Here is an 8068-nt window from a genome sequence, read left to right as displayed (position 1 = left end):
CCACACTTCACCATTCAGATTGATGTCGAGCATCCGCTCGGACTCAAGCTCAAAAAGCCCTTGCTTCAAGTCGCGATCTTTGGACTTTTCTAAAAAAAGCTTGAAGCGAATAACGATTCTCAGACACAGTGCATTCCCTTGGGCAACAAGTGGAGTGAAGCGAAACAATCCGTCAGCAAAAAGCGATAACGAATCGCTCCGCGATGATGTTGCAAGCAATGCTTCGTCGCCAACTTGATCGCCGCTGCAAAGCGACACCAATGCAGCCGAATCGACGACGGCGATCGCCGTGAATCGCGGGAACGGTTACGAATCGAAAGTGCAATCAGTGAACCATGCCGCGAGCGTCAATCGTTAATCGCCGCGGCGGCCGATCCCCGTCGACGAGAATCAGTTCATTTTGCAGATTAACGCAGGGACAAATGTGGTTTGGCAAGATGCGAACACGGTCCCCGATCCGTGGACTCCAATCGCTCTGGCCCAATTCGATTTCACCATGCTCTTCGCTTAAGCGGGCGACCTTGGCACCAGGATGATCGATCAGGAATCCAAATCCAGATTGAGGATCAGCACCACACAGATCGCTCGACAACATTTTGCTGCCTGCATCGACCACCGCCTTGCCTTTGACTGCGGTGCTGATCACGGTGGCATGGACGATTGCGGCACAATCATCGAGCGTCGCACACTGCCACCGCACACTGTTCAGATCATTAAAGATATAGGTACCGGGACGAATCTCGCTGATCTCGGGGATCAAATGTGTGTGTTTTGCTGTCGGGGTCGATCCCCCCGAGACAATTCCGGGCTTGAGCCCTGCGGTTTGAAGCGCGTCAAGAATGGAAACCAAGTTAGCACGAACGTTCGCCATCCCTTCCTCGACCCCCGCATGATTGGGGACCACATGACCTGGAAAGAACATCACCCCGTCAAACCGCACGTTCGGCAACGATTGGATCTGGCGTGCCAAACGGACCACCGACTCAGCCGCCGAGACTCCAGTGCGATGATGACCAATATCGAGATCCACGAGCAGCCCGATGCTGCTGTCGGATTGGTCGTGCAAATAGGTTGAAACTCGCTCCGCCGCCTCGGAGCTGTCGATCCCCATTCGTACTTGGTGATCCTTGCAGAGCGAATCAAGTAACTGCAACCGCGAGCGAGTAAAGCACGGATACGCGAGCAAAATATCCTCGGCATCAATGGCTGCGGCGAGCGCCTCGGATGGCTTGGCCGACGTCAATCCAACCGCTCCGCATTCAAGCTGCATCTGCGAAAACAGACGAGTTTTGTGCGTCTTGATGTGCGGCCGCAAATTCAGGTTATGGTCGGCGGTATAGTCCGCCATCGACTGCAAGTTTTTTCGTACCGTCGGTAAATCCACACTCAGCAGCGGAGTGGGAAAAGCTTCGATCGATGAGCTGGACATGGGAACACGCCTGCGTGAAGGAGGGAGGGGAGGGGGGAGTGCAATCTACTTTAGTAGCGGTGAGGCGAGGGGCTAAAAAAACACCAGTTCAGTGTCAAAGTGGCGAAGGGAGGAACTAGGCCAGGACGGCTTCGCCCCACAGGCTGGGGTCTTCCAACACGGGGTACTCGGGTCCGAGCGTGAGCGTTTGCCAGCCGAGTTCGCGGTCGACCACCGCATAATACAAGCTGACTCGAGGTTGGCTCGCAGGATCAAATCCCGTCAATCCGCTGGCGGGCACAAAACCGGACATCTGATAACCATCATGGCGGGGGTAAGCAGCGATCTTTAACTCGGACGGCGAGACCGGTTTGGGATTCGCACGAGCACGGTTGATCGGAATCCAAGCGGCGACAGGGTGTTCACGCTTGGGGCCGCCACCGGCCGGCATCCACAGAAATCGATGGCAATACTGGGTCGCCCGGTGGATCCCCGGGCTACACCGCGTATCGATCCAAAAATGAAATCCGTCGCTGTCGTCCAGCCGCGAGTCGCGACACCAAGGCAATTGCCGCTTTCCGGTGACATTGACGGTCAAGCCAATCCCGCTCGCGTTCCACGCCATCCGCACATCGGCAAACACGGGCCGCTCGCCTAACGCGCCAAACGATGGCAACCGGCACGTCTCAGGAAGCGTCAACCCCTTACTGGACCACTTCATCTCGTCCTGCAGCAATCGGATCTCGAATCGAAACAGAAACGAAGGGTCGATCAAAGGCTCCGGTTTCGTCGGGGGGGTCAAATCACTCAAAACGGTATCACTTTGATGGAGAAGATTTCCACGAGTACGCAACGCCTATCAGCCTAATCTTTATCGCGATCACCATCTATCCGGGGCGAAATCGGACGTGAAACCAACGACTTTAAAACAAAAAAACACCCTGGCCAGTTTCCCCGGCCAGGGTGAGTCGTTCATTCTTTGATTTGGCTGCGTCAAAACTACCAGTTGAAGTTCATTCCGACGTAGGCACCGTGCAGCAGCAGCGAGTCGTTGGCGTAAACGCCACCGGTGGTCGCAACCGAGCTGTAATCTTGGTCAAGCGAATCGGTTGAGGTTGCCACACCAGCGGCACCGAGCATGCGATAGCCACCGCGAACGGTCCACGCATTGTTCAAGCGGTAACCGAGTCCGAGGTCGATTTCACCAAGACCTGCCAATACCGTATCACTTGAGCTGGTGTTGACGAAATCCGATGGCATCGTTGTTTCATAAGCGTAACCCGAGGCGGTCCCGATACGCTGCGTCATCTCCGCTCGGTTGCCGTAGATACCGAATTTACCACCGATGCCAAGGTTGCATCGATCATTCAGACAATAAGTCAACATCGAACCGTATTGGTAACCGAACAGGTTGTTTTCAACATCGATGTTGTAATACAGGTCCGTCGCTTGGTAACCGCCCGATCCATCGATGTTCGCAGCAAACTCGAACTCATCTTTGAATTGGAACCAGCGGAAACCGTGACTGGTCTGAACCCGAACACGACCGCTGCAAGCACGAACCAAGGGACCGGTCGCTCCGCCGTAACCGTTACATGGGTTGGTAAGACCAAGTCCCAAGTTGGCTCCGATGCCACCGCAAGCGCCTTGGCTGCACATCGCTGCAGCACGTTGGGCTCCCATCAAACCAAAACTCGTCAAATTGACTTCGATACCTTGCATCTGCACGTCACGTCGCACTCGATAAGCCGCGGCGGTAGCGTACAAGTCGTAAACCGTATCGACGCCCGCACCATTGGGGTCGATCGAGATGTTGTTCCAAGAGGCCATTGGAGCGTAGTAGGAACCCGCCGTCACGATCGTTTCCGATTGACTCGGGTCAAAGTTCATGTACGTGGCACTCAGTCCATACCGGCCGCAATCCAAATATCGACCAAACGTCAAGTCATAACCCAAGGTCGATTCCGGATCAACAACACCGGTGGTGGTATGCGTTGCATATCCTGTGTCGAATGCGATCAGACGACGAGAATGATTGGTTTCCATTTGCCAGAACAGCAGATTGAAACCACCAAACCAAGGTGCCAGATTAGGTCGGGTACCTGGGGTAGCACATCCGCCGGTGTCACAGTTTTGCCCTGCGAATCCCTGCCCTGCGAATCCCTGCCCTGCGAATCCCTGCCCTGCGAATCCTTGCCCTGCGAATCCCTGGGTCGTGAAACCGTTGTTGAAAAACTGCTGAGGTCCTGTGTAGGGTGACGATCCATCCGTCAGCGGCGTTTCCGCAGCCGGTTGGGGAGCGGTCCACTGAGCCGGCGGCTGCTGCACGCCTGCATGCGAATACCCTTGGGGCGCCCCGGGTGGGCAACCGAATCCTGGTTGAGCGCCGGTTGTCGAGTACGGTACCGAGCCGTTTGGCTGCGCTGCGTGGGATTGCGGAGCTTGGTAGCCCGGCGAATTCAGTTGCGGACCTGATTGAGGTTGCGGTTGCACCGGTGGCGGCGTTGGCTTCTTAGCCGCGGCGGTCGAGGGAACCCCTTTGGGTGCAGGCAAAATCTCGGCGTTATTTTGCTGAGGTGCGTTCGCCGGGCCGCCCGTGGAAACGGTATGCAGGTAACCTTGCGGCTGCATGCTTTGTTGTGGCATCACTGCTTGTGGCATCACTGCTTGTGGCATCGCAGCCTGCTGTGGCATCGCAGCCTGCTGTGGCATCGCAGCCTGCTGCGGCATGGCCGGCTGTTGAGGTGGAACGATATTGAAATTGTTCCACTTCGAAGGCGAATTGTATTGCCCCACCGTGGTTGCATTTTGTGCCGTCGCGACGCTACAAACGCTGATGCCCAGGGCAATCGCAACGCACCGCATAAAATTGGTTCTCATCTATAAACTCCTTTTTATATCTTTCACCGAATCAACTTGCTGGTACAACGAAAAACGTTGACCTCAATTTGTCAGACTATTTCGCTAACCAGCATCGCCTTCGTGATCCGTAGTGCGAACCGAAGATCGGCGTGTGGTCCGTTACCCCAAAACAATAAACATAAAAGTCCTCGCTCGAACGCCACGCGTTGCGAAACCAGGTTGTTGACCGAGAAACATCAATTCAGCTGCAACGATCCGTGTCGAGCTGTATTGCCGTGAATCTTCGAAACGACGACTTTTCCGTGTTGAAAGTGATCGTCATTTGGGTGGGTCGCTCTGTGCATCTAAAACGGATTACGACCACCAATACCGGTCGTGACGACATCAGGACACGCAAATTGGTTGCCACCCCCCTGACGCATCCATCCCCCTCACGCAGACAAGGCTGCCTAGTCGGCAAAGTTTGCCAGCGATTTTGCTACCACCCGCTATCGAAACGCATATGCTCGGTAGCAAAGTAGATGGGAGCGAGCGGATGCTGGACGGCATTTTCTCTTAAGAAATTATGCATTTTGGACGTAGCGGAAGCCGTGCGTGACTTTCGTTCGATTGACGAATGCCCCTGCCAAACATGCAAAAAAAAAACGCTTCTCGAAAGCTCGAGAAGCGTTGGATCGGTGGGCAACGTGCGATCGGTGTTTTTTATTCGGAGCGAACATCCGCTGTCAGCAATGCTTTTGCTTGCACCGATTTGGCACCCGAAGTCGAAATCACGACCGGCTTTCGATCGTTTCCAACCGCCTCGGTCGGGGTGAACGTGACGTCCAACAAGAACGTCGTGCTCTCGGCGGTCGGCCGATCAAACTTGACGTCCCATCCCTCGCACTCGATCGAATCAATCAGCACCGGTTCTTGGCTGCGAATCACCAATCGTTTTGAAATCGCTTGGCCGGGTTTTACACTGCCGAGTGCAATCGATTGCGGTGAAATACTGAGCAGACTCTCGACTTGACCACTGACACGCAGCGGAACACGCGGCATCGAGCGATCGTTGGTAACGACCGTCAATTCGTCTTGAAAGAAACCTTGCGGAGCGTCTTCCTGGATGACCACCGTGATTTCATAGTCCGCTCGGCCGCTGCCGCGGCTGACCTGCTTGAACGTCGGCAACAACCATGGTTTGTTGCTGACCACGTCGGTCACCTGCCAATCGCTACGCCCTGCATACAGAATTTTTGTGGTTTTGGTAGACGATTCGCCCTGCGTTGTCCGTCCAAAACTGATTTCACCCGGGTGAAACACCATATCGCTGCGGATGTACCCATCCACGACCAAACGGGTTTCGGCATAAAACGGTTGATCGACCACGACCGTCAACGTTGCCCCTTTCTTACCGCGGAACGTTCCGGTATTGAAACGCGCCAAAATCGCCCCGGTTTCCCCCGGTTGTACGTATTGGTTTTCGATGATCGGCGTGGTACATCCGCAACTCGCTCGCACCGATTGAATGTGCAGCGGTTGAGAATAGGGGTTATGTACCGGGAAACGAAATTCGGTCTTCGCCGCGACGGCGACCGCACCGAAGTCGTGAGCTTTGACGGGAAAAACTTTTTCCGACCAATCTTGCGATTGCGCTGTGCGACACGTGAACATCGAAACCGCAAAAACACAGCCGCTGATCGCCGCCAAAGCGATCGCCCTGTGAGAAATTCGTTGAAGGTGTAGGAACATTTACTTCTACCTGTGATAGCAACCGCGGGAAGGGTAAGAATCGCACGCGACACACTTCTCAGAGGGGGTAGCAGCAAGATTCTTTATTGTTGGACGTTGGGGCCAATCTTTGTCAGATTAACGGTGTTTTTCATTCAGACAAGGGAAACTCTCTATATTCCACACTCATTTGGTGGGAATAAAACGTAACAGTTATGCACGCAACGGCAACTTAGGCTGAATGGCGAACATTGGCACTTTGCGTCAACTGCAGGTGACTCTTCCGGCGAACCTACGCCGCAACCTTATCACTACAAATGTTGCTCAAATGACCTCGCGTCACCAAGCCGAATCCTTGCTCTGGATGATCTACCCAAACGTAGCTCAAAAAGGAGACACCGCACTAAAAAAGGAGGACGCACAGCTCTAAAAGGGGACGGCCATACCCCGATGCCAATTTTTAACACGAAATGCTTTTCGATGTTTGAGATTTTGTCAAAACACCAGCCCCCCTCGAGGACGATTTCGAGTGCGATAAAACTTTCGAGTCATACAGCCGGGTTGCGAGTGACTCGTAGCCCCGCACCATCGAATCAAGCGAACCGGTTGCGACGACGCGATCGCGTCCGTTTTCGCCCATTTGACGGGCGACCGCAGGATCGTTCAGCAAGCGTGACACCGCGCCGGCCATCGCTGGCACATCTTCGGACGGCACCAAATGCCCGGTGACTCCCTCGATCACCGATTCGGAAATGGATCCCACGTCGGTGGCGACGACGGGAACCCCGCACGCCAGCGATTCCAGAATCGACACCGGTGACGCTTCGTTTAGCGACGTTAAGGCGAAAACGTCCATGCCAGCGACCAATTCGGGCGTATCGTGACGGGTTCCCAGCAAGTGAACGTGCGATCCAAGATTCAATTCGTCCCGCAGCTTTTCAATCGCAGCTCGCTCGGGGCCATCGCCGACAAGTACCCAATGAGTATCGCCGATCCGTGAATTGCGATTCTGGTCGCGGATCATCGCGGCGGTTTTCAAGAACATGGTGTGATTTTTTTCACTGCGAAGCGCCGCCACCAAGCCGACGACGGGGGCATCGCTTGGGATACCAAGTTGATTGCGGAGCGATTGGCGGGCGGTGGCCGACCTCCGAAATCGATCGCAATCCACTCCATTGCGGATCACGTTTACTTTGGAAGCGGGAAACCGTTCAAACGACGTCAAAAACTCGCCATGCGAATCGGCAACCGCGATAAAGGCATCCGTGATGCAGGTCAGTCTGCGATTAAGTCGGCCGACACCATCGGGCCATCCGGTCGAATGAAGTGCCGAGGCAATCACGGGCACGCCCGCCATTTTTGCGGCAACGCGTCCCCAAAACATCTTGTCGCCTGCCCCCACGGTGACGACAACGTCGATCCAGCGGCGGTACATCAAATGGACCAATCGCGGCAGTACACGCAGGTCGTATTTGCTTGACAACAGATGGGTGTGGACCTTGAATTCGCTGGCGATTTGTTCGCCTAGCGGTCCAGCCTCTTTCAAACAGACGACTTCTGGGATCATGACTTGTGGATCCATCCGTCGCATCAGGTTGACCAACAATGTCTCGGCTCCTCCCACAGGCATGCTGGTGATCACAAACAGACAGCGAAGCGGTCCCTCGTTATGGCGGGGTGGCACGGGTCGATAGATCTGTTGAATCCGATTGAACATAGTTTCGTGGGGATGCGGTGTTTTGTGGGGATGCGGTGTTTCGTGGGGATGCGGTTGGATTGTTGGAAGCACGGCGTGAGACCGTCAGCGAATTGCGATTCGCAATCACTCACTTTCAATGGCCACTGCCTCTCTTTCGAAATTCACTGTCAGCAATTCACTGGCAGAAATCGAAGACGTCGACCGCGACACTTAGCTCGCGGTGTGCATGCCGGGCATGGGCATCGTGATTTGTGGCATGCCTGATCCGAGCGGAGTCGAGCATGATTCGACTGCCGCGGATTTGCGATCCGCAGGCTTGCGAGTCGGCAACTTGTAGTCGACCTTGGGCTCGAGACGTAACTTCCGCGGATCGAAGCTGAGCCAATTCT

The 8068-nt window shown here is 54.8% G+C and carries 5 protein-coding genes and 1 pseudogene; all 6 read right to left on the bottom strand.

Going from position 1 to position 8068, the window contains the following annotated elements; translation table 11 throughout:
• Nucleotides 1-261, bottom strand: a pseudogene (locus tag ABX962_RS23995) (hypothetical protein); the annotation flags it as partial.
• 64 nt (nt 262-325) lie between these two features.
• Nucleotides 326-1429 (bottom strand): alanine racemase, encoded by a 1104-nt coding sequence (locus ABX962_RS23990; protein WP_372723019.1) that lies wholly within the window; start codon nt 1427-1429, stop codon nt 326-328.
• Nucleotides 1430-1544: 115 nt separating this feature from the next.
• The gene (locus tag ABX962_RS23985) at nt 1545-2219 is read right to left on the bottom strand and encodes a hypothetical protein (protein ID WP_372723017.1); all 675 of its coding nucleotides are present in this window, start codon (nt 2217-2219) and stop codon (nt 1545-1547) included.
• Nucleotides 2220-2407: 188 nt separating this feature from the next.
• Nucleotides 2408-4288, bottom strand: a complete 1881-nt coding sequence (locus tag ABX962_RS23980; protein ID WP_372723015.1) for a BBP7 family outer membrane beta-barrel protein — start codon at nt 4286-4288, stop codon at nt 2408-2410.
• A gap of 684 nt (nt 4289-4972) precedes the next feature.
• A complete protein-coding gene (locus ABX962_RS23975) occupies nt 4973-6001 on the bottom strand; it encodes a DUF1573 domain-containing protein (RefSeq protein ID WP_372723013.1) in 1029 nt (342 codons plus the stop codon).
• Between the two features lie 439 nt (nt 6002-6440).
• Nucleotides 6441-7628: a glycosyltransferase gene (locus ABX962_RS23970; RefSeq protein WP_372723021.1), complete on the bottom strand. Its 1188-nt coding sequence runs from the start codon at nt 7626-7628 to the stop codon at nt 6441-6443.
• Nucleotides 7629-8068: the final 440 nt, after the last annotated feature.

It is taken from the genome of Novipirellula sp. (genome assembly GCF_041583735.1).
In the GTDB taxonomy this organism is placed as follows: domain Bacteria; phylum Planctomycetota; class Planctomycetia; order Pirellulales; family Pirellulaceae; genus Novipirellula.
Note: the sequence above shows the minus strand (reverse complement) of the source record. Positions and strands in the feature narration are given on the sequence as shown.